The sequence below is a fragment of the Streptomyces sp. NPDC046712 genome, assembly GCF_040645695.1.
GTDB lineage: Bacteria > Actinomycetota > Actinomycetes > Streptomycetales > Streptomycetaceae > Streptomyces.
In genome coordinates this window covers 96,441-121,492 of the sequence record NZ_JBEYYW010000024.1, presented here as the reverse complement: position 1 = coordinate 121,492, position 25,052 = coordinate 96,441, and the positions used below count along the sequence as shown (strand labels likewise).

Below are 25,052 nucleotides of genomic sequence, written 5' to 3'. Positions count from 1 at the left end.
GCCCGTGAGACGCCCCGACGACCTGCGCAGATCGGAGCCCGCAGATGACGGAACAGACGGCACGGCCGACGCAGGCCCCGCAGACCGCGCACGACGGCCGGACCGCACCCGCTCCGGCTCCCGGCCTCCATCCCCTCGGCCGGATCCGGAACGACTGGCCGCGCTCCTTCGCAGACCGCCTCACCGCGCCGCTCCCCGGCGTCCGCGCCATGGCCCGGCTCGCCCGCGAGGGCGCCGTGCGCCCCGGCCCCGAGGGCCTGCGCGACATCCCGCTGCTGCCGTTCGCGCCCGGCCCGCTGCCCGCCGCCGGTCCCGAGACGCTCGCCGTCACCTGGGCCGGGCACGCCAGCTGGATCCTGCGCACCGGCGGCCTGACCGTCCTCACCGACCCCGTCTGGTCCCGCCGGATCCTCGGCACCCCCGCCAGGATCACCCCCGTCGGGGTGCGCTGGGAGGACCTCCCGCCGGTGGACGCGGTCGTGATCAGCCACAACCACTTCGACCACCTCGACGCCCCCACCCTCAAGCGGCTGCCCCGCGACACCCCGGTCTTCGTCCCCGCCGGTCTCGGCCGCTGGTTCACCCGCCGCAGATTCCGCCGGGTCACCGAACTCGACTGGTGGGAGGCGGCCGAACTCGACGGCGTGCGCTTCGAGTTCGTCCCCTCCCACCACTGGTCCAAGCGGACCCTCCTCGACACCTGTCGCTCGCTGTGGGGCGGCTGGGTGCTCACCGACCCCTCCGGCCGCCGGGTCTACTTCGCCGGCGACACCGGCTACGGCCACTGGTTCGCGGAGATCGGGCGCCGCCACCCCGGAATCGACCTCGCGCTCCTCCCGATCGGCGCCTACGCCCCCCGCTGGTGGCTCAGCGACGTCCACACCGACCCCGAGGAGGCCGTCCGCGCCTTCCAGGACCTCGGGGCACGGCGGATGGCGCCCATGCACTGGGCGACCTTCGTGCTCTCCTCCGAGCCGGTCCTCGAACCCCTCACCCGGGTCAGGGCCGCCTGGGAGCGGGCCGGACTGCGCCGCGAGGACCTGTGGGACCTCCCCGTCGGCGCCTCACGCGTGCTTGCTCCCTGAAGTCTCCGACGAGCCCCGACGCGTCCCCCATACCCGCCGCCACAGCGCGGGAGCCCCGCTGATCAGCACCGTCAGCGCCACCGCCGCCAGCACGCCCTGCCACGGCTCGGGGAACAGCGAGCCGCCCAGGATCCCGATCAGCTGGTACGTCGCCGCCCACGCCAGACAGGCCCACACGTCCCCGCGGACGAAGCGGCGCAGCGGCATCCGCGCCAGCAGACACGCCAGCATCACCGGGATCCGCCCGGCCGGCACCAGCCGCGACAGGACGAGCACCGACACCTGGTGGGTCTCCAGCTTCTCCTGCGCCTGCGCCAGCCGGTCGGGGGCGGCGCGGCCGCGCAGCACCGCCAGCCACCGCGAGCCGTTCCGCGAGCGCACCCCGCGCTGCCCCAGCCAGTACAACGCCACGTCCCCCAGGAGCGCGGCGAAGGCGGACACCAGGAACACGAAGAGCAGCGCCACGGGTGACGTCTGATGGAAGGCGACCACGGCCGCCGAGCTGACGATCGCGCCCGTGGGCACGACCGGCACCAGCGCGCCCAGCGCCACCAGCAGGAACAGCGAGGGATAGCCGACCGCCTGCTGCGTCGACTCGGGCGGCAGCTGCCGTATCGCCCCGATCAGTCCGTCGATCACCGGGCGACCTCGGGCCGCACCCGCTCGCCGTGGCCCAGCAGATGCACCGCCACCTTCGGCGCGAGCCGCGCCGCGTGCCGGACGAACTCGTCGCCCGGCGCGTGGAACTCGTGCGGTCGGATCGCGTCCATCCCGATCGGCCAGTACGTGCCGTAGTGCACCGGCACCGCCGCCGCGGGGGAGAGCGCCGCGACCGCCCGCGCCGCCCGCCCCGCGTCCAGATGGCCGTGCCCCAGATACGGCCCCCAGCCACCCACCGGCAGCAGCGCCACGTCCACCGGGCCGACCGCCTCGGCCATCCCGTCGAAGAGACCGGTGTCGCCGGCGAAGTACGTCCGCGCCTCGCCCTCGACGACGTACCCCAGCGCGGGGGAGCGGTGCGGCCCCACCGGAAGGCGCCGGCCGTCGTGCAGCGCCGGCACCGCCCGTACCGTCACGCCCCCCACCGTCACCGCGTCGCCCGGCCCGAGCTCCGTCAGCCGCAGCCCCCGCCCGTCGAGCTTCCGCAGCCCCGCGACGGCGCCCGGCGCGCCGCGCGGCACGATCAGCCGCGTCCCCGGCGCGAGCCGGGCCAGCGAGGGCAGGTGCAGATGGTCGGCGTGCAGATGGGAGACGAGCACCGCCTCGGCGACCGTGGCCTCGGGCGGCGGCAGCGCGCCGCGCCGGCGCCGCAGATGCGCCAGTCGGCGCACGAAGAGCGGATCGGTGAGGAACCGGACCCCCGAGTCCTCGACCGTGCAGGTGGCATGACCCCACCAGGTGACCTCCACCGGTACGCCGCCCTTCCGCCCGAGTCGATGCGCTGGTAACGAGGGTAGATGTCCGAAGCGGGCGGCGCGGGGCGTCCGGAGCGGATCGCGGGGGTAGCCATCGTGGAGCAAGGTGATGGGAGCCGTGGTGAGCACGATGGGGACGACCTGCCATTCGGCGCAGTGTCCGCGCTGCGGGGGCGTACTGGCCGTCACCCAGGACGGCTGGCGCATCTGCCACACCTGCGGCTACTCCTCGCCGCCGTGAGGCCGGGGCGGCGGGGCGGCGCGCCCTCCTCGCCCGCCCCGGTTCGGAGTAGGGTCGGTCCATGGACGACGTTCGGGTGGCGGCGATCGCCAGCCTCACCCCGCTCGAGGAACTCGACAGCGACCCCTTCCTGGTCGACACGCGCAGCCAGCACGCGATGTGCGCCCGCTGGGCCCTCGACAAGGGCTATGTCGTGACGAGACAGCTCTTCTTCTACGGGATCAGGCCCGACCACGACGCGCTCTGGGCGGACGTGGACGCCGGGCACGTCGACCTCTTCGTCGCCCCCAACGAGCGTGTACTCGCACGGGCGTTGACCGACGTGTCCGCCTTCTTCGCGGAATGCGAGCGGCGGGGCGTACGGCTGGAGACCGCGGGTCTCGACGAGCCGGCCTACGACGCCGCGGCCAAGGCCGACGTGCACCGCCGCCTCTCCATGCCCACCGCGGGCTACGACGGCTGCTAGGTCCGGCGGATCAGGGGCTGACCACGGGCGGACAGGCCCAGCGCCCCCCCCCGCCTTGCCCCGCCCGTCCTGCGCCGTGTGGGTGATGTGCCACGCTTGAGGCAGGAAACGGGCGAAAGGTGAACCGGGCGTGGGTGACGGGCGATGGCGTACAGCCGGCCGCTGGCGGACCGCGGGGAGCGCCCTGGTGCGGGTCATCGTGGTCTGGGCCGTGTCGACCCTGACCATGCTCGCCCTGGCCGGGCTGCTGCCCGACTTCCAACTCCAGTCCGACGACGGCGACAGCATCACCCGCACCGCCCTCACCGCCGCCTGGGGCGCCGGCGCGTTCGGTCTGCTCGGCGCCCTGGTGTGGCCCGTGATCGTGCGGGCGCTGCTGCTCGTACCGGCCCTGGTCCTCGGCCTGTTGGTGTTCTTCCTCAACGGTTCCCTGCTGCTGATCGCGCTCTGGCTCATCCCCGACGGCCGCGGCGCGGCCGACCCGGAGAACGCGGTCGTGGTCGCCGCCGTGATGTCGGCCGTCGCCTCGGCCACCTCCACCGCCCTCGCCGTCCGCGACGACGACGCCTACCGCCGCCGCCTCTACCGGCTCGCCGACCGCACCCGCCCCCGGGTCGTGACCGGGGGTCCCCGCACGCCGCCAGGCGCAGGGGGAGGAGCCGAGCCCGTCCCCGGCACGCTCTTCCTGCAACTCGACGGCGTCGGGCACCAGGTGCTCCGCGACGCCGTCGCGAACGGGCTGATGCCGACCGTGGCCGACTGGCTCGACACCACCCACCGGCTCACCCCCTGGCGCACCGACTGGTCCAGCCAGACCGGCGCCAGCCAGCTCGGCATCCTGCACGGCTCCAACGAGGACGTGCCCGCCTTCCGCTGGTACGAGAAGGACACCGGCCGGCTGATGGTCTCCAACCGCCCCGCGAGCGCCGTCGAACTCCAGCGGCGCGCCATCGAACGCACCGGGGACGGCGGCCTGCTGACCGTCGACGGCGCCTCCCGCGGCAACCTCTTCAGCGGCGGCGCAGACCAGCTCGCCCTCGTCCTGTCGATGGCCGCCCGCCGCGGCCGGCGCAACCGCTCGCGCGCCGGGTACTTCGCGTACTTCTCCGACCCCGCCAACGCCGTCCGTACGGCGGTCTCGTTCGTCGCCGAGGCCGCGCGCGAGATGGCCCAGTCGATCCGGGCGCGCCTGCGCAAGGAGACCCCGAGGGTCTCGCGCGGCGGCACCTACCCCTTCATCCGGGCCTTCGCCACCGTCGTGGAACGGGACGTCGTCGTCGCCGCGGTCATCGGGGACCTGCTGGCCGGGCGGACCGCCGTCTACGCCGACCTCGTCGCCTACGACGAGGTGGCCCACCACTCCGGCCCGCACGGCCACGACACCGACCGGGTCCTCGCCCGGCTCGACCGCTCGCTCGCGCTGCTCGCGAAGGTCGCCGAGCACGCGCCCCGCCCGTACCGGATCGTGCTCCTCTCCGACCACGGCCAGAGCCCCGGCGAGACCTTCGAGAGCGCGTACGGGCTCACCCTGCGGGATCTCGTACGCGCCGGATGCGGGCTGCCCGTACCGCGCCGGGTCCGGCGCACCCCCAGCGGCTCGGAGGCCAGGGACGCCGCCCGCGATGCGCTGCGCAGCGCGCTGCACCGGCCGGTGGAGGAGTACGCCGAAGAGGCCGAGGGAGTGCCGGTGCCCGACAGGACCGGGCCCGTCGTGCTCGCCTCCGGCAACCTGGGGCTGATCTCCTTCCCCGGCGTGCCGCACCGGATGACCCGCGAGGAGATCGAGCGCCGTCATCCCGCGCTCCTGCGCACCCTCGCCAATCACCCGGGCATCGGCTTCCTGCTGGTCGCGAGCGCCGAGCACGGCTCGGTGGTGCTCGGGCGGAACGGTGCGGAGGTGCCGGTCGCCGAGCTCGCCGACGACGGGCCGCTCGCGGTCTTCGGGCGGGGCGCGGCGGACGCGGTACGGCGTACCGACGGCTTCCCGCACGTCGCCGACATCATGGTCAACTCGATGTACGACCCGGAGACCGGCACCGTCCACGCCTTCGAGGAGCAGATCGGTTCGCACGGAGGCATGGGCGGCGAACAGGGGCACCCCTTCCTGCTCTCGCCCGTGGACCTCTCGGCGCCGGTCGAGGACGGGGCCGAGCTCGTGGGGGCGGAGCAGGTCCACCGGGTGCTGCGCCGCTGGCTGTGGGAGTGCGCGGGTCCACAGGTTCCGCTGGAGATTTCCCCGCCGAAACGCCATGCGGAAGCGTTTCTTCCGGTTGATGACCCTGTCGTACCGGACAAAAACAGCTGATTTGGTGGGGCGTCTCACCTGCCGGACCATGGTCGGGTTTGCACGACGAGAGGCGCACCACCCCCATGAGCACGGCCATACCCGAACAGCCCGCGGAAGAGAACCGGCACGCCCGGCGGTTCGGACTGCCGATCGCGACCGCCCTGGTCATGGGCAACATCATCGGCGGCGGAATCTTCCTGCTGCCCGCCTCCGTCGCCCCCTTCGGCACGATCAGCCTGGTCGCCTTCGGCGTCCTCACCCTCGGCGCGATCGCCCTCGCCCTCGTCTTCGGCCGGCTCGCCCACCGCCACCCGCAGACCGGCGGCCCGTACGTCTACGCCCGAGCGGCGTTCGGCGACTTCGCCGGCTTCCTCGCCGCCTGGTCGTACTGGATCACGGCCTGGGTCTCCAACGCCGCCCTCGCCGTGGCCGCCGTCGGCTACCTCGACGTGCTGATCCCCGTCCACGAGTCGAAGGCCGCCACCATCGCCGCGGCGCTCACGCTCCAGTGGCTGCCGGCGCTCGCCAACCTCGCCGGGACCCGGTACGTGGGGGCCGTGCAACTCGTCGCGACCGTCCTCAAGTTCGTCCCCCTCCTCCTGGTCGCCGTCGGCGGACTGTTCTTCTTCGACAGCGCCAACCTCGGACCGTTCCAGGCCGGCGACGGCGGAGCGCTCGGCGCCGTCTCCGCCTCCGCCGCGATCCTGCTCTTCAGCTACCTCGGCGTCGAGTCCGCGGCCGTCAGCGCCGGCGAGGTCCGCGACCCGCGGCGCAACGTCGGCCGGGCCACCGTCCTCGGCACCCTGGGCGCCGCCGCGATCTACCTCCTCGGCACCCTCGCCGTCTTCGGCACGGTCGCCCACGACCGGCTCGTCGACTCCTCCGCGCCGTTCTCCGACGCCGTGAACGCCATGTTCGGCGGCTCGTGGGGCGGCACCGCCATCGCCTGCATGGCCCTCGTCTCCATGGTCGGCGCGCTCAACGGCTGGACGCTGCTGAGCGCCCAGACCCCCTACGCCGCGGCCCGGGACGGACTCTTCCCGAAGGTCTTCACCCACAAGCGGCGCGGCGTCCCGACCGTCGGTGTCCTGGTGACCGTCGTCCTCGCCTCGCTGCTGACCGTCTACAACTACACGGTCGGCACCGAGGGCGTCTTCGAGATCCTCGTCCTCGTCACCACCTTCACCGCCACCGTCCCGTACCTGCTGTCCACCGCCGCCCAGATCTACTTCCTGCTCTCCGGCCGCCCCGAGCGCGTCGACCGCGCCCGCCTGATCCGCGACGGGGTCCTGGCGGCGGCAGCCTTCGGGTTCTCCATGTGGCTCGTCGCGGGATCCGGATACGCGGCGGTGTACCAGGGCGTGCTGTTCCTCTTCGCGGGTGTGCTCGTGTACGCGTGGATGTCGGCCCGCAAGGCACGGCGGGAGACCGAGGCGGCCACGCCGATGCCGGGTACGGGTCCGGATTCCCTCTCCGTGCCGGTTCCGACGCAGGCCCTGGGACCGATGCAGGCGCAGGCACAGGCGGCGAAGACCGACGGCGCGTCCGAGCGCGTGAATTCCGGCGCTTCCGCGTAGGCCGTCCGGGCGGAATCGCGGCCCGCCGCCGCACGTCAGGCCCATCACGGGGCAGTACGCATCCCCGTGAGCCCCGCGCCCGTGCCGCGTACCGAACCCGCCGCCTCGGCGGGCGACCCGGTGCGCGACGCGGCCGGACACGGCGCACCCCGCACGGGCCCACCGGCCCGCGGGCGACAGCTCCCCCGAGCGTCCGCCCTCCGGCGTCTGGTGATCCCGGTGCTGCTCGTCCTGGCCGCCCTCTTCGGGGCGCACGACGGTGCCGGAGGCCCCGGAGCCACCGAGGCGCTGCCCGCCGCGTCCGGCGCGGCCGACCCCGGTGCGGAGACCCACGAGGCGGGCGAGGCCGAGGCCGCGGACCCGGCCTCCCGGAGCCGCTCGCGCCACGGGGCTTCGCCCCGGGACGGCGGCCGGCGGCGCGGACCCGCGGCCTCCGGCCTCGCCGTCGGGGCGCCCGCACCCGTACCCGTACCGCTCCCGCGCGACGATGCCGAGCGATGTGTGGTGATGCGCTGCTGAGAGGCCGTACCTCTCGCAGCCCAACACCCCCCACCGCAAGGAGCTTTGTCATGCCCGTCGACCCGTTCGCCGTCCTGCGCGCCCTGCTGCGTGCCGACGCCGCCCGCAACGCACGCGGCGCGTCCGCCGAGCCGGAACATGCCCCGGCCCGCGAGCCCGCGCCCGCCCCCGCGCCCTCCCGGGACGACCGCCCCGCCCGCTAGGAGACCGCCGGCGGGCTGATTTGCGGAACGGTGCACCGTGGACGAGGCTGGCCCGATGACCTCGACCGACCGGCACCCCACACCCGATCGGTCCGCCGGCCCCGCCGACCCGCTGCGGGCGCTCGGCTCAGGGCTGCTCGCCCTCGCCCGACGCCCCTACTGGGACCGCCCCGCCCCCTCGTACCTGATCCGCCGCTGGCCCGACCTCACCGCGCTCTGCCTCGCCACGCTCTTCTTCTGGTCCTCCCTCACCCCCTCGCTCGTGCCACGCCCTTGGTACCTCCAAGGCGTCGTCGGCGGCATCACCGCCACCATCGGATACGCGCTCGGCTCCGCCCTCGCCTGGCTGTTCCGGGCGCTCGCGCCATGGCGCCCCGGCGAGCGGGGACGGACCCGGTGCTGGCAGGCGTACTGGGTCACCGCCCCCGTCCTGTCGGTCTGGCTGATCTCCGAGAGCGCCCAGATGCAGCGTCAGCTCCGGGTCCTGCAGGGCCTGCCGCCCGCCCTCACCTGGCACACCCCGGTGATCGCCCTCATGGCGATCGCGCTCTGGCTCGCACTCCTCCTCGTCGCGCGCACCGTCCGGCTCGGCTCCGCCAAGCTGATCCGGCTGCTGGGCCGGCTCCTGCCCAAGCCCGTCGCCTTCGCCGTCGGCGCCGTGCTCTCCACCCTCGTCGTGCTCGTCGGCGTCCGGGACGTGGTCTTCGACCGGGGAATCATCGATGTCGCTGACCGGATCGCCGAAGCCACCAACAGCGGCACCAAGGACGGCATCCACCCACCCGTCTCGCGGTACGTGTCCGGCGGCCCGGGCTCTCTGATCCGCTGGGAGAACCTCGGCCACCAGGGCCGTAACTTCACCGGCGCCGTCCCCACCCGCGAGCGCATCACCGCCTGGACCGGACGGCCCGCCCTCGATCCGGTCCGCGTCTACATACCCTCCGCGCTGCCCGCCGCCTTCGAGGACGACCGTCCCTTCACGGCCCAGGCCGGACTCGCCGTGCGCGAACTGGAACGCACCGGCGCCTTCGACCGCCAGGTGCTCGTCATCGCCGGCACCACCGGCACCGGCTGGGTGAACCCGAACGTCGCCGAACCGCTGGAGTACATGTACGAGGGCGACACCGCGATCGTCGCCGTCCAGTACTCGTACCTGCCCAGCTGGGTCTCCTTCCTCGTCGACAAGGAGAAGGCGGGCCAGGCCACCCGCGAACTCGTCCGGGCCGTCCGCGCCCGGCTCAACGCGCTCCCCGCCGCCGACCGTCCCCGACTCCTCGTCACCGGCGAGAGCCTCGGCGCCTACGCCGTCGAGGCGTCCTTCGACGGGCCCGACGACCTGCTCGCCCGGACCGACGGGGCCCTGCTCCTCGGCGCGCCCAACTTCTCCCCGACGTCCCAGCGGATCCGCCGGGACCGCGACCCCGGCAGCCCGGTGTGGCGCCCGCAGTACGAGGGCGGCGCGCGCGTGCGTTTCGCGCAGTTCCCGCAGGCGGACCTCGCCCGGCCGCCGGCCCGCTGGGAGTGGCCCCGCGCGGTCTATCTGCAGAACGCCTCCGACCCGATCGTCTGGTGGTCGCCGGACCTCCTCCTGGAGCGCCCCGCGTGGCTGGACCACCCGCTCGGCCCGGACATCACCCCCGAGATCGACTGGTTCCCCTTCGTCGCCTTCTGGCAGACCTCCGTCGACATGGCCGTCTCCTACGGAGTCCAGGCACCGCACGGTCACCGCTACGGCGCGGGCGCCGTGGACGGCTGGGCGGCGGTCGCCCCGCCGAAGGGCTGGACCGCCGCGGACACGACCCGGCTGCGCGGCTTCATCCAGCACCGCAAGGCCGCCTACTGACCCCGCGGTCCGTCAGTCGACCACAGCGGAAGCGCCGGCCGGGCGGAGCGTCACGACCCGTCGAGCCGGGCGTGGCCTCCGTCGTGCAGCCGGACGAGCAGCAGGAGCCCGGCGGCGAGGACCACCAGAGCCACCAGGGCGGGCACGAGGCCGACCAGCGCGCCGGACGCGAGCGCGCACACCCCGCCGACGACCAACACCGTCGGCCGACGCCCGGTGGTACGCCGAACGATCGCGGCGCCCCCGAGCAGGAAGACCCCGACGCCACCGGTCAACGACCAGGCCACGACCCCGTGGAGCGGCTCGGACAGCCCGTAGTGGCCGGTGTCGGCGACCTGTTGCAGCACCTTCTTCATGCCGAGGGCGCACAGCACCACGCCGGCCACCAGCGGAAGGTGGAGGAAGGTGTACACGTCCCGGCCGAACCGGGTGCGCTCGTCGCCGTCGAGACTGCCCAGCCGGTGCTCCGCGGCCTCCCCGAGCCGCCGGAAGTACAGCGCCCAGAGCCCGGCCGACAGCAGCAGCCCGGCGGCAGCGCCGCCCAGGACCGGGACGGTGAGCGGGAAGCCGGACACCCCGACGCCCATCGCCACGATGGACTCGCCGAGCGCGATGATGACGATCAGACCGTGGCGCTCGGAGAAGTGCCCGGGGGAGTTGACCCGCCAGCCGGATCCCCCCGTGAGGTAGATCCCGCCGTAGTCGATGGCCACCGCGCCCAGCCACAGCAGGAGTTGGACCTTCCCGGTGTACGCGCTGCCGATCAGCAGCAGGACCAGCGGCGGCGCCACGGACAGCAGCGCGGTGCGCCGCAGTGTGGCACGCAGGGCCGCGTCGCCGGGGCTGGAGAGCCAGTACGAGACCAGATGGAGCACGCGCACGGCTCCGTAACAGAGCACGAACAGCAGGGGCGCCGAGACCCCGCCGGGCGCGTCCGCGAAGACCTCGGGAACGGCGAACGACACGATCAGGACGACCGCCATGACGGTGACGAGCACGGCGAACAGGGCGCCGGAGTCGGCCCGTACGACATTGCCCAGCCATGCGAAGCAGCACCAGCACCACCACAGCAGCGCCAGCACGACCATCGCACCGACCACCCGGATCGGCGTCGGATCGGCCGCCATCAGTGCGGTGACCTGCGTGATCGCGTACACGAACACCAGGTCGAAGAACAGCTCCGCGGGAGTCACCCGATGGTCGTCCCCGGCGGCGACCATCCGCGCCCGCTCCTTGCGCCCTGCCATGTGCGCTCTCCCCGCGTCCTCGGGGCGGCCCCCGCCGCCACTAGGGCCTGTCCGGCGGATCAGGGTCGGACAGGCCCTAGGGCCGCACCCTACCCACGAGCGGGCGGCGGCGAGGCGGTGTCCGCGATCCGGCCTGGGAGAGCCAAGCGGCAGGCTCGTTCCGCTGGACAACCGCCGGACAACCGCTGGACCGCTGCGACGGCCTTCGGAATGTCAGCCCGCGGCGGCCTTGGTGAGCAGCTGCCCCATGGCGGCGAGGACGGCGGGCTCGACGCGGTAGTAGACCCAGGTGCCGCGCCGCTCGGAGGAGAGCAGGCCGGCGTCCTTGAGCTTCTTCAGATGGTGGGAGACCGTGGGCTGGGAGACGCCGACGTCGGAGATGTCGCAGACGCATGCCTCGCCGCCCTCGTGCGATGCGACCGCGGAGAACAGCCGCAGGCGGACCGGGTCGCCCAGCGCCTTGAACATGGCCGCCGTCCGCTCGGCCTCCTCGGCCGTCAGCGGGCGCTCGTTGAGTGGCGGGCAGCAGGGCTCCACTTCGGGTTCGAGCAGTGGAAGCACCTTCATATTCGACATGTGTCTATGTTGACACATGTCGAACCAGCCGCCCAGTCGCGCTCGACCTAGGTCCGGACGGTCGCCAGTCGCCGGTGACCGGCCCCTGCAAACAAGAGGGAGCGGCTACGGGTCATCGTTTCATCGTTGAATAGATGAATGTCTATGTTGACGCTTGTCGATACAGGTGCCATGCTGATGGCATAAGAGATCGACGAACGTCGAAGCAAGGGGAATCGCCATGAACGCCACCGCCACCGAGCAGCTGCCCGTCGTGGTCGTCGGAGCCGGACCTGCAGGGCTGGCTGCCGCTGCGCACCTCGTCGACCGCGGCCTCGAGGCGCTCGTTCTGGAGGCCGGTGCGCAGGCGGGTGCGGCGGTGCGCGACTGGTCGCACGTGCGGCTCTTCTCCACCTGGGGCGAGCTCACCGACCAGGCGGCCGAGAAGCTCCTCGCCCCCACCGGCTGGGTGAAGCCGGAGGCGGGGACGTACCCGACCGGCGGCGACTGGGCGGAGCAGTACCTGCAGCCCCTTGCCGATGTCCTGGGTGACAAGGTCCGTGTCGGGGCAAAGGTCACCGGCGTTTCCCGTGCGGGCCGCGACCGGATCGTCGACGCCGACCGGGACACCCAGCCCTTCACCGTCCACGTGCGGTACACCGACGGTCGCGAGGAGCGGATCCTCGCCCGCGCCGTCATCGACGCCTCCGGTACGTGGGCCGTCCCGAGCCCGGCCGGCGGCGACGGCCTCCCGGCGCTCGGCGAGAGGGCGGCGGCCGACCGGATCTCGTACCGCGTCCCGAACCTCGACGACCCCGCCACGCGGGCTCGTCACGCGGGCAGGCGCACTGCCGTGATCGGCTCCGGCGCCTCCGCGTTCACCGCCCTGGCCTCCCTCGCCGACCTCGCGAAGTCCGAGGACGGCAACGGCACGCACGCCACCTGGATCCTGCGCCGGGGCATCTCCGGCTCGACCTTCGGCGGCGGCACCGCCGACCAGCTTCCCGCCCGCGGCGCCCTCGGCCTCGCCGCCAAGGCGGCCGTCGACGAGGGCCACGCCGACGCCGTCACCGGCTTCCGCACGCAGGCGATCGAACGCGACGGCGAGCGACTCGTGCTGGTCTCCGAGGACGGCCGCCGGCTCGACCCGGTCGACGAGGTCATCGTACTGACGGGCTTCCGCCCCGACCTGTCCTTCCTCGGCGAGCTCCGCCTGGGCCTCGACGAGCGCCTCCAGGCCCCGGTCCGACTGGCTCCGCTGATCGACCCCAACCAGCACTCCTGCGGCACGGTCTACCCGCACGGCGTGAACGAGCTCTCCCACCCCGAGCAGGGCATCTACCTGGTCGGCATGAAGTCCTACGGCCGCGCCCCGACCTTCCTCGCCCTCACCGGCTACGAGCAGGTCCGCTCCGTCGTCGCCGCGATCGCCGGCGACCGCGAGTCCGCCGAACGGGTCGAACTCGTACTCCCCGAGACCGGAGTCTGCGGCGGCGCCGGCCTCTTCGACCAGCCGCAGACCGACGCGGCGACCGACAACGCCGGCTGCTGCGCCCCGGCCCCGGCCCTCATCCAGCTCGGCGTCGGCTCCCCGTCCACCTCCGGCGGCTGCTGACCGTCCCGCCCCATCACCACACTCACAGCAGGAGGACCGTCATGTCTCGTGTACAGCTCGCCCTGCGCGTCCCCGACCTGGCGACATCCGTCGCCTTCTACACCAAGCTCTTCGGCACCGAGCCTGCCAAGCTCCGCGACGGATACGCGAACTTCGCCATCGCCGAACCGCCGCTCAAGCTCGTCCTCATCGAGGGCGCCGACGGCGGAGACACCCGCCTGGACCATCTCGGGGTCGAGGTCGACAGCACCGAGGCCGTCCATGAGGCCACCACCCGGCTGGCCCAGGAGGGTCTCGCCACCACGGAGGAGAACAACACCACCTGCTGCTACGCCCTCCAGGACAAGGTGTGGGTCCACGGCCCCGGCCGCGAGCCGTGGGAGGTCTACGTCGTCAAGGCCGACGCCGACACCCTGGCCAGGGAACGGGCCGGCACGTGCTGCTCCGGCCCGCCCACCGCCACTGTGAGCAGCTGCTGCTGATCGCCAGATGTCCCACATCCACGCACGCGAGGCCGCGACCGGAACCGGAGACCGATCGCGGCCCCGCGCCGCGTTCAACTCGTCAAGTAGGGGCGAAAGTCAGGAGTCTTCGTCGTCGAACAGGGACTCCTCGATCTCGAGGAGGTCGCTGTCCGACAACTGGGGCGGGATGAAGTTCAAGTCCCGGGCGTGCTGGAGGAACTCTTCGTCCAGGGCGACGTGGTAGTGCTCGACGTAGTGGGCCAGGTCCGAGTACCAGAACCACTGACCATCGGTGTGCAGGTGGAGTCCGTCGACGAACTCGTGGGCGGGGCTCAAGACGTCGTGGACGCTGGATCCAGTCGCGGCAAGTACAGTCCCGGACCGCAGATACCGCACGATCTGGAGCTCGTCCGGTCCCGCCTGGTCACGCACGGCAGCACGGAGCGAAGGTCCGTCAGGTCGACGCGACCGAGACAGACAAGCGCGCAGTGACATCAACGGGTGACACCAACGAGCGCGAATCTCGCCGATCGACGCCGAACGTCAGCGGCAGGCCAGCCGGGGCATGGAACACGTTGGGCGAGGTCCCTGAGCACCCATGATCGGCCTGACTTGGATGTCACAGTGCGCTTTGCCATCCCCCGGGGGACTGGAGACCGACCAGGGACTGCCCGTACTCGCCCGCGGGCTGGCTGGCATCATCCTCGGACGACCGCTGGTCACGGCGGTGTTCAAGGGAGGGGATCGGCTGTGGTTGTGGGTATCGCGCTGTTCGTATTGGGACTGGCGGGCGTGGCGTGGGGGGCGATGTTCCTCTTCAACGTGCGGGGCGCGGTGGACAAGGCCGTGGCGCGGCGCAACGCCGTCAGGGCTGTGACCGCAGCGCGGACGCTGGATATGGGGCTTACGGAGCCATCGCGATTCGGTGCCTGGTTCTTTCGGCTCGTGGGCGGCATCGTCTTTCTCGGATCGCCCGTGCTCGCGCTCGCCGGCCTCGCCATCGCCACGCTCGAATGACGGCTTGATCTGTGAGTTGATCGACAAGGTGCCCACCCCATAGCGACGGGTGGCGTGGACGTGGCCGCCATGGCGGCGAGGCGCGGAATCCATGAGCCGGAGATCGCGGACCGCTGCCGCGACTGGTGACCGTCGTGAGGTACAGCAGCTCCGTACCGCAACCCCAGCAACCGACACCGTCCAGTAGCGCCCTTCCCGGGCCCCGCAGCAGCCGTTATGACCGTCGCTGACCGATCCCGCCAGAGCTACGGATCAGAAGGCAGCCGTGCCCCTCCCGTGTCCGATTCCAGCGGGAACGGACAGGGAACCACAGTGATGGGCGGGCAGCGAGCACGAGAACGGCCCCTGACCGATGTACCTGGTCAGGGGCCGTTTCACCTGGCGGTGGGTGTGGGATTTGAACCCACGGTGACTCGCGCCACGACGGTTTTCAAGACCTCTGCCCGACTGCCGGCTATCGGCCGCCCGCGCGTCTGCACCGCCTGAATACCGATGCTCCAACCCTGCGACTCAGCGTGAAAGCGTCTGACGGGTGGTTCCAGTCGGTTGCCGGGAGCAATAGACGACCTCATCGCGCCAGATGGGGTCGTTGGCGCTGGTCATAGATCGCAGGAAATCTCAGCCAACCATTCCGGGGTGTAGCACTCGGCGAACGACCACTTCTGGTCTGAGTAGTGATCGTCTGTGCTGTCGGTGTACACCTCAAGCCTGCCTTGCGGCGTCAAGCGGTAGTACTCGCGAATCGGGTCACCCTCCACGGTGGGATAGGTCACCTTCAGTTCCGCGCTCTCGCCGTTTTTGAGGGCTCGCTGGAGGCAGACAATTTCTCGCGCCGCCTGTTTCTGCATCTCCTCACCCTGATCCAGGCTCACCTCGCCACAGCTTGAAGACTCGGTTCTAGACTCCCAGCGTTCCTTGACTGGATCGTTCAGCATGCCGCAACCGGCAGCCAGCAAGGACGTCAGCGCTACCGCGACGAGCCGCGCGCGAAACGAAACAGCCGCCACGCAGCGACGACGGGCCCTGCCTTGAGCTATCACGCCGCCCCCTTCCTGGCCGTCAGACGCGGCTTCGATGAAACCGGTTCCGTGCGCGTGCGTGCCAGATCCGTGGGAGTTCGAGCGGTCAGCCGCGGTCAATCGGGGGGTGTGACGGCGCAGAGGTCGTTGGCAGACCCGGCTCCCCCGTGTGGCAGTTGAACTGCAAGGACTGTCCCGCGAGCGGTGCCAGGCTTACAAAGCAGATGTCGGCGGTTCGAAACCGTAAGTGGCTCCACGCCAAAACAGAGGTTTGCCTCGGTGGCAACTGGTCCGTGAGCTTGGCCCGACACAATGGTGGTGGTGCTGGGCCGTCTCTGGGCCGTCCGAAGGCGGCCCAGGGGCACCATCGTCCACCGTTAACCACCGCTTCTCAGCCGCTGCCACCAGGGGTAGTGCCATCGATGGAGGCGAGCTGAGTGGCGCGTCACTTCCTCCGCAACAAGAAGCAGGGCTGGACGGGTACACGGCGGGGGAGCTCATGGCGAGCCTGTATTCATAAGTGGGTCCTGCCGGCCGGGGGGAGCCACGCGGGGAGCCACCGACGGCGACATCCAGCGGACGTAGGCGAACTTCGGCGGACGTCGTGGCTCCCCGGTGCAGGGGCGACCGGGCCCTCGGTCCAGGCCCCGCGGCGTCCCGCATTACCTCGCACGTAATCGACCCCCGTCGAGCGCCGCGGCATCGTGGTGTCCATCGGGGCTCGGCCGGCGCACTCCGGCCGAGTTCCGACCCACCACCTGCACAAACGTCCCCACGGAGGGTGATTCGTCATGTCCCAGGCCCTGCTCGCCGGTCTCTCCCGCACCACCCAGCCGCAGTCGATGGTGCGGCGGTTCCTCGCCCTCGACGCCGTCGTCACCGGCGGGAACGGGCTCGCCTACCTCGCCGCCTCCGGGCCGCTCGGGGAGCTGCTCGGGGTCGACTCCGGTCTGCTGCTCGAACTCGGCCTCTTCCTCACCGTGTTCGCCGCCGGCGTCGGCTGGCTCGCGAGCCGCCCGCAGCCCTCCGTCCTCGGCGTCAAGCTCGTCGTCGACGCCAACATCCTCTGGGCCGTCCTGAGCATGGTCGCCCTCGTCGCCTGGCTGGAGCCCACCACCGCCGGGCTGGTGTGGACCCCGATGCAGGCCGCCACCGTCGCCGGGTTCGCCGGACTCCAGTGGTCGGCGCTGCGGGCCGCTACCCCTTGAGTGACTGCAGATACGCGACCGTCGCCGGGTCGGCCGGGAGGAACGTCTCGATGGCCAGCTCGGCGACCGTCACGTCCATCGGCGTGTTGAACGTCGAGATGGACGACACGAACGACAGCACGTGACCGTCGTGCTCGATCCGCAGCGGCAGCGCGAAGTACGGATACGGCTCCGGGTCCTCCCGGTCGCCCGGCTCCCCGGCCCCCTCGGGCAGCGGGTACGCCGCCACCTCCTCGTACAGCTCGCGCAGGGCCTCCGAGCGGGCCAGGCCGATCTGACGCTCCATCTGAGCCAGCAGATGCCCCCGCCACTCCCGCAGATTCCGGATCCGCGGCGCGAGCCCCTCCGGGTGCAGCGTGATCCGCATCGCGTTCAGCGGCGGTGTCAGCAGATGCTCCGGCAGTCCGGCGAGCAGCATCCCGATGCCCTGGTTCGCCGCCACCACCGTGTACGAACCGTCCACGACGAGCGCCGGATACGGGTCGTACCCCCGCAGCAGCTGCTCGATGCCCTCCCGCAGCGTCTCCAGCTGCGGATCGTCGAGTGTCGACTCCGCGTACTTCGGGGCGTACCCGGCCGCGAGGAGCAGCGCGTTGCGTTCCCGGACCGGTACGTCCAGATGCTCGGCCAGGCGCAGGACCATCTCCTCGCTCGGCCGGGACCGGCCCGTCTCGATGAAGGAGATGTGCCGGGCCGAGGAATCGGCCCGCAGCGCCAGTTCCAACTGGCTCAGCCGCCTCTGCTCGCGCCAGCCGCGCAGCAGCGGCCCTACCCCCGTGTCGGTTGCGAGTGTTGTCATGGCCCGACGGTATCCCAGGTGTCGGCCCGGGTATCGAGCCCCTGGGACCGTATCGTCACCGTCAGCAACCCCGACCGGAGGGAGTACGGACATGCCCACAGAGCCGCTGTCGCAGAAGGAGATCGAGGACCGCCTGCGAGAGCTCCCCGGCTGGTCCCTGACGGACGACCGGATCACCCGCACCTACCGTCTCGGCGACCACTTCGCGGCCACCGCCATGGTCGTCCACGTGGCGCAGATCCAGCAGGAACTCGACCATCACTCCGATCTGACGCTCGGTTACAACACGGTCGCGGTGTCCATGAACACCCACTCCGCCGGAGACGCGGTCACCGAGAAGGACTTCGAACTGGCCACGCGGGTCGAGAACATCGCCCCTGGGCACGGAGCGAGCTGACACCGGCAACTACCCTCTCCGGCATGGGACGGACCTTGCTGGACTACGACGCCGAGGCGGACCGTTACGACGAGACGCGCGGCGGCGTGCCGCGTGCGCAGGCGGCGGCGGACGCCGTCCTGCGCCTGGTCCCGCCCGGCGCCCGCACCCTCCTCGACCTCGCCTGCGGCACCGGCCTGGTCACCGAGCGGCTCACCCGTCCGGGCCTGCGCGTGTACGGCGCCGACGCCGCGCACGGCATGGTCCGCAAGGCGGCCCAGCGGGTCCCGGGCGGGGTCGTCCTCGCCGACGCCCGGCGCCTGCCCCTCCCGGACGCCTCCGTCGACGTGGTCAGCGCCGTCTGGCTGCTGCACCTGGTTCCGTTCACGGACGCGATCGTCGCCGAGGCGGCCCGCGTGCTGCGGCCCGGCGGCGTCCTGATCGCGACGGTCGACAAGGACGCCGCCCACGACGTCGGCAGCGACATCGACGCCGTCCTCGCCCCTCACCGTTCGTACGAGCAGAGCTCCGACCGGGCCGACCTGATCGCGGCCCACACGGCCACCCACGGCCTCGAACCGGCCGGCGCCACCCGCTTCACCGGCCACGGCCAGGCCCGCTCCCCACGCCGGACGGCCGAGCAGCTGCGCAGCGGCTACTTCGCCTCGTGGTTCGGCGGTCCCCCGGAGACGGCGGCGACGCTCGTCGCCGAACTCGCCGCCCTGCCGGACCAGGATCGCCCCCGTGACGACCCTGATTACCGGCTGGTCTCCTACCGCCGACCCGTCAGGCGCGGCTGAACTCCATCACCCAGTTCGTCACCCACTCTCCGCCGTCGAGCGCGAACGCCTGCTCCCAGCGGGCGGTGCGGGCCGAGATGCCCGACCAGCGGAAGCGCACCCGCACGTCCTTGCCCGCGTAGCTGTCCACGCCGTGGAACTCTCCCGTGCCGTCCTCGGCCCACCGCCCCCTGACCGGCGGATCGAGGCGGCCCGTACGGCTGTTGGACCAGTTCAGGGTCCACTCGCCCGTTTCCGGCTCGTACAGCCGCAGCGTCAGCCCGCTGAACCCCTTCGACGGAAACACGATCTCGTCGACATGCGCCCGGCCGTCCCAGAAGAGCCGGCCCGTCGTATGCCCGTCGAACTCCTCCCAGCCGCTCGCGGGATCGAGGAAGTCGGCGAGGCGACGGTTGTGGACGTGCCAGCGGCCGTCGAGGAAGCCGAAGCCGTCGGCCGTGCCGGTGCCGGTGCCGGTGCCGGTACCGGTGCTGGTCGTGCTGGTCGTGTCGGTGGTGCGGGTCATGTGCGGTCTCCAGTGGTGCCGGCGGGAAGGCAGTCGAGGACATAGGCGTCGAGATCCGGGGTGTCGGGCGTCAGCATGTGCCGTACCCAGGCGTCCCGTTCGTGCAGGACCGGCGGGAGCTCCCAGACGCAGCCGATCCACGGCCGTTCGGTCTTCACGAAGTGCGTGGAGTCGGTGTCCGGACAGCCGAGGACCGGCTGACCGGCCGCCGCGCCGCCGAAGTGGATCACGTTGTCCCACACCCAGCTGTAGGCGTTCAGGTAGGCGCCGGTGTCGCCGCCCCGGTGCAGCACGACGAAGGTCGCGGGCGGGGTGCCGTCCGGCGCCGGGAGGATCTCCGGCAGGATCGCGTAAGCCGCCTTCTCCACCTCCGGCTCGATGCCGGCCGGGTCATGGGTGACGTGGTAGCGCTTGACGCGGCGACCGCCGGCCTCGACGGGCGGCGGCACGAAGAGCAACTTCTCTGCGAAAGCCATGGCTGGACTGTAGGAGGGCTTCACTGACATCTTGTGTCAGTGAAGTCCAGTCGGCTCATCTCGATTCTTCTGCTGCTCCAGACCCGGGGCCGGATGACCGCCGGGCAGCTCGCCGAAGAGCTGGAGGTGTCGGTACGGACGGTCTACCGCGACGTCGAGTCCCTGCACGCGGCCGGTGTGCCGCTCTACGGCGACGCGGGCCACTCCGGCGGCTACCGGCTGCTCGCCGGACACCGCTCCCGGCTGACCGACCTGTACACGCGAGAGGCCGAGGCGCTGTTCCTCGCCGGCATCCCCGGGGCCGCCGCCGAACTCGGGCTCGGTGCGCACTTCGTCGACGCCCAGCTCAAACTGCGCGCCGCCCTGCCCGCGCCGCTGCGTGACCATGTCGACCGGCTGCGGGCCCGGTTCCACATCGACGCGCCCGGGTGGTACGCGGAGGACATCGACGTGCCCTTCCTGCCCCGGGTCGCCGAGGCCGTACGGGCCGGCCGGGTCCTGGCCGTCCGCTACCGCCGCTGGAAGGACCCCACCGACGTCGACCGGCGCCTCGAACCGTACGGACTGGTCCTCAAGGCCGGCCGCTGGTACCTGGTCGCCGGACCGGGGCCGCGCACCTACCGGGTCGACCAGATCCTCGAACTCGACGTCACCGACGAGGAGTTCGAGATCCCGGACGGCTTCGACCTGGCGGCGCACTGGCAGGAGTACCAGGACGGCTTCCGCTCCCGCCTGCACACCGGCGAGGCGCTGGTCCGGCTCTCCCCGGAGGGCGCGAAACGCCTCACCGGGGCGGCGGCCCGGGCCCTCGCCGAGACCGGTGTACCGGACCGGGACGGCTGGACCCGTGCCACCGTCCCGACCGAGTCCCTCTCCCACGCCCATGACACCTTCCTCGCCCTCGGCGTCGACGTGGAGGTCCTGGAACCGGCCGAACTCCGGGCCCGTATCGCCGCCACGGTCGCCACCCTGGCCGGCCGCTACGCGCCCGCGCCTCCCGCCCAGGGCGTGGCCCCTCCAGGGCCTGTCCGATCCTGATCCGCCGGACGCCCCTAGCTCCAGGCCTCCGCCGCGAAGTCCGTGAAGTCGCGCGGCTCACGGCCCAGGACCCGCTTCACCCCGTCCGTCACCGACGCGTTGTGGCCGTCGAGCAGCATCGAGAAGAGCGCCGAGAGCCACTGCGCGTCCGGCTCGGGCAGCCCGAACCGCTGGAGCAGGGAGGTGTATTCGTCCTCGCTCATCGGGACGTACGTGACCTCACGGCCCGAGGCTCGGGAGACCTCCGCAGCCACCTCCGCGAAGGTCAGCAGCCGCGGACCGGTCACCTCGTGGACCACCCCCGCGTGGCCGTCGCCGTCCAGGGTCTCGACGATCACCTCCGCCAGGTCGTCGGCGTGGATGAACGGCTCGGCCGTGTCGCCCCCGGGAAACGCGATCGTGCCCTCCGCGACGCCCTCCGCCATCGCGCCCTCGGTGAAGTTCTGCGCGAAGAACGAGGCCCGTACGACGGTCAGTTCGGCCCCGGACTCGCGCAGCGCCTCCTCCGCGTGGACCGCCTCCGGCTCGCCGCGCCCGGACAGCAGCGTCAGCCGCCGCACCCCGTTCGCCACGGCCAGTTCGCCGAGGGTCCGCATCGCCTCCACCGCGCCCGGCGCGGCGAGGTCCGGGTAGTAGCTCACATACGCGGCGTCCGCGCCCCGCAGCGCAGGGGCCCAGGTGCTCACGTCCTCCCAGTCGAATCGGGTCGTACCGGAGCGCGAGCCCGCCCGGACGGTCACGCCGCGGGCCGCGAGGAGTTCCGCCACCCGCCGGCCCGTCTTGCCGGTCGCGCTCGTCACCAGAACCGTCTGCTTCGTGTTCGTGTTCGTCGTCATGTCCCCAGAATCGCGGGCCGGGAGCCGTCTTCCCATGCTCCACAGACTCACTCCCATACGCGTCCGTCTACGCTTGCGACTCATGGACGCTCTCGCCGGACTCCTCGACGGACCGCGGGCCAAAGGGGCCTTCCTGCTCCGGATGATCATGGAGCCGCCGTGGTCGGTCCGGATCGAGGACCGCGCGCCGCTCTGCCTGATGTGCGCCACCGAGGGCGAGGCCTGGATCGTCCCCGACCGGGGCGAGCCCGTCCTGCTGCGGCCCGGCGACATCGCCATCGCCCGCGGCCCCGAGCCCTACACCGTCGCCGACGCCCCCGACGCCGCGCCCCGGGCGGTGATCGGCCCCGGCGGAGTCTGCACCACCCTGAGCGGCGAGCCGCTCTCCGAGTCCATGCACCTCGGCGTACGGACCTGGGGCAACGCACTCGACGGCTCCACCACCGTCCTCGTCGGCACCTACCAGATGGACGGCGAGGTCAGCCGGCGCCTGCTCGACGCCCTGCCGCCCCTGCTGCACCTGCCCACCGAGGTGTGGAACTGCCCCCTCATGCCCTTCCTCGACGAGGAGATCTCCCGCGACGAACCCGGGCAGAGCGTCGTCCTCGACCGGGTCCTCGACCTGCTCCTCATCGCCGTCGTCCGGGCCTGGTTCTCCAGGCCGGGAGCACAGGCCCCGGCCTGGTACCGCGCCATGGCGGACCCCGTCGTCGGCCGGGCCCTGCGACTCCTCCAGAACGACCCGGCCCACCCCTGGACCGTCGCCTCGCTCGCGGCCAAGGCGGGCACGTCGCGAGCCGGACTGGCACGCCGGTTCACCGAACTCGTCGGCGAGCCGCCGATGGCATACCTCACCGGCTGGCGTCTCGCGCTCGCCGCCGACCTGCTGCGGGAGACGGACGCGACGATCGAGTCCGTGGCCCGGCAGGTGGGCTACAGCAGCGCGTTCGCGCTCAGCGCCTCCTTCAAGCGGGTACGGGGCATCAGCCCTCAGGAGCACCGCACGAGGGCCTGAGATCGGCATCGAGAGTTGCCGGAACAGCAAAAATCCTGGCGCTTTCGGCCCGCCCGGCGGACCCTGGGCGCATGAGTCGACACCACCACCACAGCACGGACCTGAACTGGAGCGAGATGGCCCCGCTCCTCGAGCGCCAGGCCGAGATCCAGGGCCCCGCCTACGCCCGGGCGGCAGCCTGGCTCGGCGAACTCGTCCCGGCCGCAGGCGTCCGCCGCGTCCTGGACATCGGCAGCGGCCCCGGCGTCGTGACCGCCCTGCTCGCCGACGCGTTCCCGGCCGCCGAGATCGTCGCCGTCGACGCCACGCCGGAGCTCCTGGAGCGCGCCCGGGCCCGCGCGGAGGCCCGCGGGCTCGGTGCCCGGATCTCCACCATCCACGCCGAACTCCCGAAGGGATTCGACGACTTGGGGGAGGCGGACCTGATCTGGGCCGGCAACTCCCTGCATCACCTCGGCGACCAGCGGGCCGCCCTCGCCGCCCTCGCCGCGACGCTGCGGTCCGGCGGACTCGTCGCCCTCGTCGAGGGCGGACTGCCCGCCCGGCACCTCCCGTGGAACATCGGCATCGGCCGCCCCGGCCTTGAGGCCCGGATCGACGCCGCGAACGCCGAGTGGTTCGGCGCGATGCGCGAGGGGCTGCCCGGGGCCGAGGCGGAGATCGACGACTGGCGCGCCCTGCTCACCGCGGCCGGCCTGACACCCAGCGGCACCCGCTCGTTCCTGACCGACGTGCCCGCGCCCGTGCCCGCCGTCGTACGGGAGAAGGTCGTCTCCCACTTCACCCACCAGCGCGAGGTCATGGAAGACCGGCTCGCCGACGACGACCTGGCCACCCTCGACAGGCTCCTCGACCCCGCCGACCCGTACTCCCTGCACCATCGCACGGACGTCTTCCACCTCACCGCCCGCACGGTCCACACCGCACGGAAGGGCTAGGGCCAGGGCCTGTCCTCCGGATCCTGCCGGGCTACGGGACGACCGGCTCCAACTGCCACCACTGGGAGGGCGAGTCGGTGTCCTCCCACTGCCGGACGTTGGCGCCGTCGTCCATCGAGCCGTCCTCGACCTCCAGGAGCAGCCCGCTGATGAAGCTCACCAGCGCGACCGTTCCGGGCGACTGGAGGTCCTGCTCGATGATCCACTCCTGCGCGCCGAAGTTGTTCGCCTTCCACTGCTGGATGTTGGCGCCGTTCTCCGTCGAGGCGTTCGCCACGTCGAGCCGCTTGCCGCCGGCCGCGTTGACCAGGTGGTAGAGGCCGCTGCCGTTCGGGACGGCCGTGATGTGCCAGTGCTGCCCCGGCGACCCGTTCTCCTTGCCCTGCTGCACGTTGGCACCGCTGCGGGTCGAGCCCTGGTACACCTCCAGGAGCAGTCCGCTGGCCACGTTCCGTACCCGGTAGAGGCCCTCCTCGACCGGTGCGGGCGAACCGCTCACTCTCCGTACCCCTCGTTCGTCGTCGTCTCCCGGGCCAGTCGTCTCCAGGGGCAGCCGTCCCCCAGGGAGCCGGCCCCCGGGCAGTGGAGAGGGCCGGCCCGGTGCCGGGCCGGCCCTCCGCTCGCTCAGGCGCCGACGCTGAACTCGGCCGGGTTCGGCCCGAGGCGCCGGTTCTCGTCGAGGACGGCGATCGCGGCCATGTCCTCGGCGTCCAGCTCGAAGTCGAACACGTCGATGTTCTCCCGGATACGGGACGGGGTCACCGACTTCGGGATGACCACGTTGCCGGTCTGCAGGTGCCAGCGCAGCACCACCTGGGCCGGGGTGCGGCCGTGCTTCTGCGCGACGGCGACGATCGCCGGGACCTCCAGGAGGCCCTTGCCCTGCCCCAGCGGCGACCAGGCCTCGGTGGCGATGCCGTGCTTGGCGTGCGCCTCGCGCGAGGCCGCCTGCTGGAGGTGCGGGTGGAGCTCGATCTGGTTCACGGCGGGGACGACCGAGGTCTCGCCGATCAGTCGCTCCAGGTGCTCCGGGAGGAAGTTGGAGACACCGATCGCCTTCGCCCGGCCGTCGGCGTGGATCTTCTCGAACGCTCGGTACGTGTCGACGTACGCGTCCTTCGACGGCACCGGCCAGTGGATCAGGTACAGGTCGACGTAGTCCAGGCCCAGCTTGTCGAGGGAGGCGTCGAAGGCCCGCAGCGTGGAGTCGTGGCCCTGCTCGCTGTTCCAGAGCTTGGTGGTGACGAACAGCTCCTCGCGGGCGATGCCGGACGCGGCGATGGCCTTTCCGGTGCCCGTCTCGTTCTGGTAGATCGCGGCGGTGTCGATCGAGCGGTAGCCCGCCTCGAGAGCCGTGGCCACCGTGCGTGTCGCCTCGTCGTCCGGCACCTGCCAGACGCCGAAGCCGAGCTGCGGCATCTCCACGCCGTTGTTCAGGGTGAGGGAAGGGACCTTGTTGTCCGTGCTCACGTGCGGTCGATCCTAACGTCGTCGAGTGGTACTCCCTG

Annotated in this window: 29 protein-coding genes; 17 read left to right on the top strand and 12 right to left on the bottom strand. The window is 72.1% G+C overall.

Annotated features, from left to right (window positions below):
- Positions 1-44: 44 nt before the first annotated feature.
- On the top strand, positions 45-1,085 hold the full coding sequence (locus ABZ939_RS27610) for an MBL fold metallo-hydrolase (protein ID WP_361860628.1): 1,041 nt from the start codon (positions 45-47) through the stop codon (positions 1,083-1,085).
- On the opposite strand, the gene ABZ939_RS27605 is transcribed toward ABZ939_RS27610, so the two are convergent.
- Together ABZ939_RS27605 and ABZ939_RS27600 are read right to left on the bottom strand one after the other, a co-directional pair.
- On the bottom strand, positions 1,065-1,724 hold the full coding sequence (locus ABZ939_RS27605) for a VTT domain-containing protein (protein WP_361860625.1): 660 nt from the start codon (positions 1,722-1,724) through the stop codon (positions 1,065-1,067). The two genes, ABZ939_RS27610 and ABZ939_RS27605, sit on opposite strands and share 21 nt — an antisense overlap.
- On the bottom strand, positions 1,721-2,494 hold the full coding sequence (locus tag ABZ939_RS27600; protein ID WP_361860622.1) for an MBL fold metallo-hydrolase: 774 nt from the start codon (positions 2,492-2,494) through the stop codon (positions 1,721-1,723). Before ABZ939_RS27600 ends, ABZ939_RS27605 begins: the two co-directional genes overlap by 4 nt.
- Before the next feature lie 124 nt (positions 2,495-2,618).
- On the opposite strand from ABZ939_RS27600, the gene ABZ939_RS27595 reads away from it, so the two are divergent.
- From ABZ939_RS27595 to ABZ939_RS27565, 7 genes are all read left to right on the top strand, one after another.
- On the top strand, positions 2,619-2,741 hold the full coding sequence (locus ABZ939_RS27595; RefSeq protein WP_361860619.1) for a hypothetical protein: 123 nt from the start codon (positions 2,619-2,621) through the stop codon (positions 2,739-2,741).
- A 61-nt stretch (positions 2,742-2,802) separates the two neighbouring features.
- Positions 2,803-3,207, top strand: coding sequence for a recombinase family protein (locus tag ABZ939_RS27590; protein ID WP_361860616.1), 405 nt, complete (start codon positions 2,803-2,805; stop codon positions 3,205-3,207).
- 130 nt (positions 3,208-3,337) lie between these two features.
- Positions 3,338-5,512 carry a phage holin family protein gene (locus tag ABZ939_RS27585; protein WP_361860613.1) on the top strand — a complete coding sequence of 725 codons (2,175 nt, stop codon included), beginning with the start codon at positions 3,338-3,340 and terminating at the stop codon, positions 5,510-5,512.
- 65 nt (positions 5,513-5,577) lie between these two features.
- Positions 5,578-7,071, top strand: a complete 1,494-nt coding sequence (locus ABZ939_RS27580; protein WP_361860610.1) for an amino acid permease — start codon at positions 5,578-5,580, stop codon at positions 7,069-7,071.
- An 81-nt stretch (positions 7,072-7,152) separates the two neighbouring features.
- Entirely contained in the window at positions 7,153-7,590 is a 438-nt protein-coding gene (locus ABZ939_RS27575; protein WP_361860607.1) for a hypothetical protein, read from the top strand.
- A 50-nt stretch (positions 7,591-7,640) separates the two neighbouring features.
- Positions 7,641-7,793 carry a hypothetical protein gene (locus ABZ939_RS27570; protein ID WP_361860604.1) on the top strand — a complete coding sequence of 51 codons (153 nt, stop codon included), beginning with the start codon at positions 7,641-7,643 and terminating at the stop codon, positions 7,791-7,793.
- Positions 7,794-7,848: 55 nt separating this feature from the next.
- Positions 7,849-9,636, top strand: coding sequence for an alpha/beta-hydrolase family protein (locus tag ABZ939_RS27565; protein WP_361860601.1), 1,788 nt, complete (start codon positions 7,849-7,851; stop codon positions 9,634-9,636).
- Between the two features lie 50 nt (positions 9,637-9,686).
- Here ABZ939_RS27565 and ABZ939_RS27560 read toward each other — a convergent pair whose 3' ends face one another.
- Together ABZ939_RS27560 and ABZ939_RS27555 are read right to left on the bottom strand one after the other, a co-directional pair.
- Entirely contained in the window at positions 9,687-10,883 is a 1,197-nt protein-coding gene (locus ABZ939_RS27560; RefSeq protein WP_361860598.1) for a low temperature requirement protein A, read from the bottom strand.
- A gap of 213 nt (positions 10,884-11,096) precedes the next feature.
- Positions 11,097-11,459, bottom strand: a complete 363-nt coding sequence (locus tag ABZ939_RS27555; protein ID WP_361860595.1) for a metalloregulator ArsR/SmtB family transcription factor — start codon at positions 11,457-11,459, stop codon at positions 11,097-11,099.
- A gap of 220 nt (positions 11,460-11,679) precedes the next feature.
- Between ABZ939_RS27555 and ABZ939_RS27550 the strand changes: the two genes are divergently transcribed.
- Complete coding sequence (locus ABZ939_RS27550) at positions 11,680-13,053, top strand: NAD(P)-binding domain-containing protein (RefSeq protein ID WP_361860592.1); 1,374 nt, start codon at positions 11,680-11,682, stop codon at positions 13,051-13,053.
- Between the two features lie 41 nt (positions 13,054-13,094).
- Positions 13,095-13,535 carry an ArsI/CadI family heavy metal resistance metalloenzyme gene (locus tag ABZ939_RS27545; protein ID WP_361860589.1) on the top strand — a complete coding sequence of 147 codons (441 nt, stop codon included), beginning with the start codon at positions 13,095-13,097 and terminating at the stop codon, positions 13,533-13,535.
- A 99-nt stretch (positions 13,536-13,634) separates the two neighbouring features.
- Here the strand turns inward: ABZ939_RS27545 and ABZ939_RS27540 are convergent, their stop codons facing one another.
- Positions 13,635-13,949: a hypothetical protein gene (locus tag ABZ939_RS27540; protein ID WP_361860586.1), complete on the bottom strand. Its 315-nt coding sequence runs from the start codon at positions 13,947-13,949 to the stop codon at positions 13,635-13,637.
- A gap of 324 nt (positions 13,950-14,273) precedes the next feature.
- Between ABZ939_RS27540 and ABZ939_RS27535 the strand changes: the two genes are divergently transcribed.
- On the top strand, positions 14,274-14,534 hold the full coding sequence (locus ABZ939_RS27535; RefSeq protein ID WP_361860583.1) for a hypothetical protein: 261 nt from the start codon (positions 14,274-14,276) through the stop codon (positions 14,532-14,534).
- 599 nt (positions 14,535-15,133) lie between these two features.
- On the opposite strand, the gene ABZ939_RS27530 is transcribed toward ABZ939_RS27535, so the two are convergent.
- The gene (locus tag ABZ939_RS27530) at positions 15,134-15,673 is read right to left on the bottom strand and encodes a hypothetical protein (RefSeq protein WP_361860580.1); all 540 of its coding nucleotides are present in this window, start codon (positions 15,671-15,673) and stop codon (positions 15,134-15,136) included.
- Between the two features lie 671 nt (positions 15,674-16,344).
- On the opposite strand from ABZ939_RS27530, the gene ABZ939_RS27525 reads away from it, so the two are divergent.
- Positions 16,345-16,761: a hypothetical protein gene (locus tag ABZ939_RS27525; RefSeq protein ID WP_361860577.1), complete on the top strand. Its 417-nt coding sequence runs from the start codon at positions 16,345-16,347 to the stop codon at positions 16,759-16,761.
- Here the strand turns inward: ABZ939_RS27525 and ABZ939_RS27520 are convergent.
- A complete protein-coding gene (locus tag ABZ939_RS27520; protein WP_361860574.1) occupies positions 16,751-17,560 on the bottom strand; it encodes a helix-turn-helix transcriptional regulator in 810 nt (269 codons plus the stop codon). The genes ABZ939_RS27525 and ABZ939_RS27520 overlap by 11 nt on opposite strands.
- A 91-nt stretch (positions 17,561-17,651) precedes the next feature.
- On the opposite strand from ABZ939_RS27520, the gene ABZ939_RS27515 reads away from it, so the two are divergent.
- Together ABZ939_RS27515 and ABZ939_RS27510 are read left to right on the top strand one after the other, a co-directional pair.
- On the top strand, positions 17,652-17,957 hold the full coding sequence (locus ABZ939_RS27515; protein ID WP_361860571.1) for a 4a-hydroxytetrahydrobiopterin dehydratase: 306 nt from the start codon (positions 17,652-17,654) through the stop codon (positions 17,955-17,957).
- Positions 17,958-17,980: 23 nt separating this feature from the next.
- A complete protein-coding gene (locus ABZ939_RS27510; protein ID WP_361860568.1) occupies positions 17,981-18,736 on the top strand; it encodes a methyltransferase domain-containing protein in 756 nt (251 codons plus the stop codon).
- Here ABZ939_RS27510 and ABZ939_RS27505 read toward each other — a convergent pair.
- Entirely contained in the window at positions 18,723-19,241 is a 519-nt protein-coding gene (locus ABZ939_RS27505; protein ID WP_361860565.1) for a hypothetical protein, read from the bottom strand. The two genes, ABZ939_RS27510 and ABZ939_RS27505, sit on opposite strands and share 14 nt — an antisense overlap.
- Complete coding sequence (locus ABZ939_RS27500) at positions 19,238-19,717, bottom strand: hypothetical protein (RefSeq protein ID WP_361860562.1); 480 nt, start codon at positions 19,715-19,717, stop codon at positions 19,238-19,240. The genes ABZ939_RS27505 and ABZ939_RS27500 overlap by 4 nt, the downstream gene beginning before the upstream one ends.
- Positions 19,718-19,756: 39 nt before the next feature.
- Here ABZ939_RS27500 and ABZ939_RS27495 point away from each other — a divergent pair, with 39 nt between their 5' ends.
- Positions 19,757-20,755: a WYL domain-containing protein gene (locus ABZ939_RS27495; protein ID WP_361860560.1), complete on the top strand. Its 999-nt coding sequence runs from the start codon at positions 19,757-19,759 to the stop codon at positions 20,753-20,755.
- A gap of 14 nt (positions 20,756-20,769) precedes the next feature.
- On the opposite strand, the gene ABZ939_RS27490 is transcribed toward ABZ939_RS27495, so the two are convergent.
- Positions 20,770-21,591: an NmrA family NAD(P)-binding protein gene (locus ABZ939_RS27490; RefSeq protein WP_361860557.1), complete on the bottom strand. Its 822-nt coding sequence runs from the start codon at positions 21,589-21,591 to the stop codon at positions 20,770-20,772.
- A gap of 82 nt (positions 21,592-21,673) precedes the next feature.
- On the opposite strand from ABZ939_RS27490, the gene ABZ939_RS27485 reads away from it, so the two are divergent.
- Together ABZ939_RS27485 and ABZ939_RS27480 are read left to right on the top strand one after the other, a co-directional pair.
- Positions 21,674-22,606, top strand: a complete 933-nt coding sequence (locus ABZ939_RS27485; RefSeq protein WP_361860554.1) for an AraC family transcriptional regulator — start codon at positions 21,674-21,676, stop codon at positions 22,604-22,606.
- 71 nt (positions 22,607-22,677) lie between these two features.
- Positions 22,678-23,544 (top strand): methyltransferase domain-containing protein, encoded by an 867-nt coding sequence (locus tag ABZ939_RS27480; protein ID WP_361860551.1) that lies wholly within the window; start codon positions 22,678-22,680, stop codon positions 23,542-23,544.
- A 31-nt stretch (positions 23,545-23,575) separates the two neighbouring features.
- On the opposite strand, the gene ABZ939_RS27475 is transcribed toward ABZ939_RS27480, so the two are convergent.
- Together ABZ939_RS27475 and ABZ939_RS27470 are read right to left on the bottom strand one after the other, a co-directional pair.
- Positions 23,576-24,043 carry an RICIN domain-containing protein gene (locus tag ABZ939_RS27475; protein WP_361860549.1) on the bottom strand — a complete coding sequence of 156 codons (468 nt, stop codon included), beginning with the start codon at positions 24,041-24,043 and terminating at the stop codon, positions 23,576-23,578.
- 125 nt (positions 24,044-24,168) lie between these two features.
- Positions 24,169-24,963, bottom strand: coding sequence for an aldo/keto reductase (locus ABZ939_RS27470; protein ID WP_361860679.1), 795 nt, complete (start codon positions 24,961-24,963; stop codon positions 24,169-24,171).
- Positions 24,964-25,052 lie beyond the last annotated feature (89 nt).

What these genes read in the sequence shown, in the direction of transcription:
- ABZ939_RS27610 (WP_361860628.1), top strand. Translation starts at nt 45, where the DNA reads ATGACGGAACAGACGGCACGGCCGACGCAGGCCCCGCAGACCGCGCAC.
- ABZ939_RS27590 (WP_361860616.1), top strand. Translation starts at nt 2,803, where the DNA reads ATGGACGACGTTCGGGTGGCGGCGATCGCCAGCCTCACCCCGCTCGAG.
- ABZ939_RS27580 (WP_361860610.1), top strand. Translation starts at nt 5,578, where the DNA reads ATGAGCACGGCCATACCCGAACAGCCCGCGGAAGAGAACCGGCACGCC.
- ABZ939_RS27570 (WP_361860604.1), top strand. Translation starts at nt 7,641, where the DNA reads ATGCCCGTCGACCCGTTCGCCGTCCTGCGCGCCCTGCTGCGTGCCGAC.
- ABZ939_RS27565 (WP_361860601.1), top strand. Translation starts at nt 7,849, where the DNA reads ATGACCTCGACCGACCGGCACCCCACACCCGATCGGTCCGCCGGCCCC.
- ABZ939_RS27560 (WP_361860598.1), bottom strand. Translation starts at nt 10,883, where the DNA reads ATGGCAGGGCGCAAGGAGCGGGCGCGGATGGTCGCCGCCGGGGACGAC.
- ABZ939_RS27555 (WP_361860595.1), bottom strand. Translation starts at nt 11,459, where the DNA reads ATGTCGAATATGAAGGTGCTTCCACTGCTCGAACCCGAAGTGGAGCCC.
- ABZ939_RS27550 (WP_361860592.1), top strand. Translation starts at nt 11,680, where the DNA reads ATGAACGCCACCGCCACCGAGCAGCTGCCCGTCGTGGTCGTCGGAGCC.
- ABZ939_RS27545 (WP_361860589.1), top strand. Translation starts at nt 13,095, where the DNA reads ATGTCTCGTGTACAGCTCGCCCTGCGCGTCCCCGACCTGGCGACATCC.
- ABZ939_RS27525 (WP_361860577.1), top strand. Translation starts at nt 16,345, where the DNA reads ATGTCCCAGGCCCTGCTCGCCGGTCTCTCCCGCACCACCCAGCCGCAG.
- ABZ939_RS27520 (WP_361860574.1), bottom strand. Translation starts at nt 17,560, where the DNA reads ATGACAACACTCGCAACCGACACGGGGGTAGGGCCGCTGCTGCGCGGC.
- ABZ939_RS27515 (WP_361860571.1), top strand. Translation starts at nt 17,652, where the DNA reads ATGCCCACAGAGCCGCTGTCGCAGAAGGAGATCGAGGACCGCCTGCGA.
- ABZ939_RS27510 (WP_361860568.1), top strand. Translation starts at nt 17,981, where the DNA reads ATGGGACGGACCTTGCTGGACTACGACGCCGAGGCGGACCGTTACGAC.
- ABZ939_RS27505 (WP_361860565.1), bottom strand. Translation starts at nt 19,241, where the DNA reads ATGACCCGCACCACCGACACGACCAGCACGACCAGCACCGGTACCGGC.
- ABZ939_RS27500 (WP_361860562.1), bottom strand. Translation starts at nt 19,717, where the DNA reads ATGGCTTTCGCAGAGAAGTTGCTCTTCGTGCCGCCGCCCGTCGAGGCC.
- ABZ939_RS27490 (WP_361860557.1), bottom strand. Translation starts at nt 21,591, where the DNA reads ATGACGACGAACACGAACACGAAGCAGACGGTTCTGGTGACGAGCGCG.
- ABZ939_RS27485 (WP_361860554.1), top strand. Translation starts at nt 21,674, where the DNA reads ATGGACGCTCTCGCCGGACTCCTCGACGGACCGCGGGCCAAAGGGGCC.
- ABZ939_RS27480 (WP_361860551.1), top strand. Translation starts at nt 22,678, where the DNA reads ATGAGTCGACACCACCACCACAGCACGGACCTGAACTGGAGCGAGATG.
- ABZ939_RS27470 (WP_361860679.1), bottom strand. Translation starts at nt 24,963, where the DNA reads ATGCCGCAGCTCGGCTTCGGCGTCTGGCAGGTGCCGGACGACGAGGCG.